The sequence below is a fragment of the Mesorhizobium sp. M2A.F.Ca.ET.042.01.1.1 genome, assembly GCF_003997405.1.
Taxonomy (GTDB): domain Bacteria; phylum Pseudomonadota; class Alphaproteobacteria; order Rhizobiales; family Rhizobiaceae; genus Mesorhizobium.
In genome coordinates, this window is record NZ_RZRX01000600.1 from 1 (window position 1) to 867 (window position 867).

Annotated in this window: 1 protein-coding gene and 1 pseudogene; both read left to right on the plus strand. The window is 59.4% G+C overall.

The window, feature by feature from the left end; all coding sequences use genetic code 11:
* Window positions 1-485, plus strand: a 485-nt coding sequence (locus EOA23_RS35095) for a CoA-transferase (RefSeq protein ID WP_127307352.1), incomplete at its 5' end; no start/stop codon positions are given.
* Window positions 482-867, plus strand: a pseudogene (locus tag EOA23_RS35100) (ArgE/DapE family deacylase); the annotation flags it as partial. The gene EOA23_RS35095 and the pseudogene EOA23_RS35100, both read left to right, overlap by 4 nt.

The following is an 867-nucleotide window of genomic DNA, read 5'->3' on the forward strand; positions in this document are numbered from 1 at the left end:
CCAAAAACACCGCAGCCGATCGAAATCTCATCGATGCCGGCGGCAACTACACCACCACGCTCGCCGGCGCTTCCTACTTCGACAGTGCGGTCTCATTCGCGATGATTCGCGGCGGACATCTCGATCTCACGATGCTGGGGGCCTTTGAGGTTGCGAGCAACGGAGATCTCGCCAACTGGATGATACCGGGAAGGTTCACGCCCGGGACAGGGGGCGCGATGGAGCTGGCGCAGAAGGCACGGCGCGTCGTCGTGCTGACGACACACGTGGATAAGGCCGGAAAACCGAAGCTGGTAGAGCAGTGCACATTGCCGCTGACCGCGCAGCGGTGCGTTCATAGGATCATAACCGACCTTGCGGTCATCGACGTGTCACTACATGGCTTTGAGCTTGTCGAAGTGTTCGCCGGTGTTCCGATAGAGGAGGTGCAGGCCAAGACTGGTGCACCGCTCATCCTTGCGCGGCCCCCTGCAGTTTTTGAGTGAAGACCATGGATGCAAATTTTCGCCAGACCGTCCTGCGCGCGGTGGACCGCGCGTTTGACCGACAGACGGATTTCCTTAAACAACTCTGCCGCTTTCCGTCCATTCGCGGCCATGAGCAGCCGATTCAATGCTATTTAGCGGACTCACTTCGCAGCCGCGGATACGAGACAGATGTGTGGGAGATCAACGACCAGGATCTTGCCGGCCTGCCCGGCTTCTCGCCCGTGCTCGAACCTTATGCGCAGGCACTCAACGTCGTTGGCAAAAGTCTCAGCCGGAGCCGTAAAGGGCGCAGCCTCATCTTAAACGGACACGTGGACGTGGTGCCTACCGGTCCGCTTTCCATGTGGTCCAATCCGCCCTTTGAGCCCTATGTCGAACC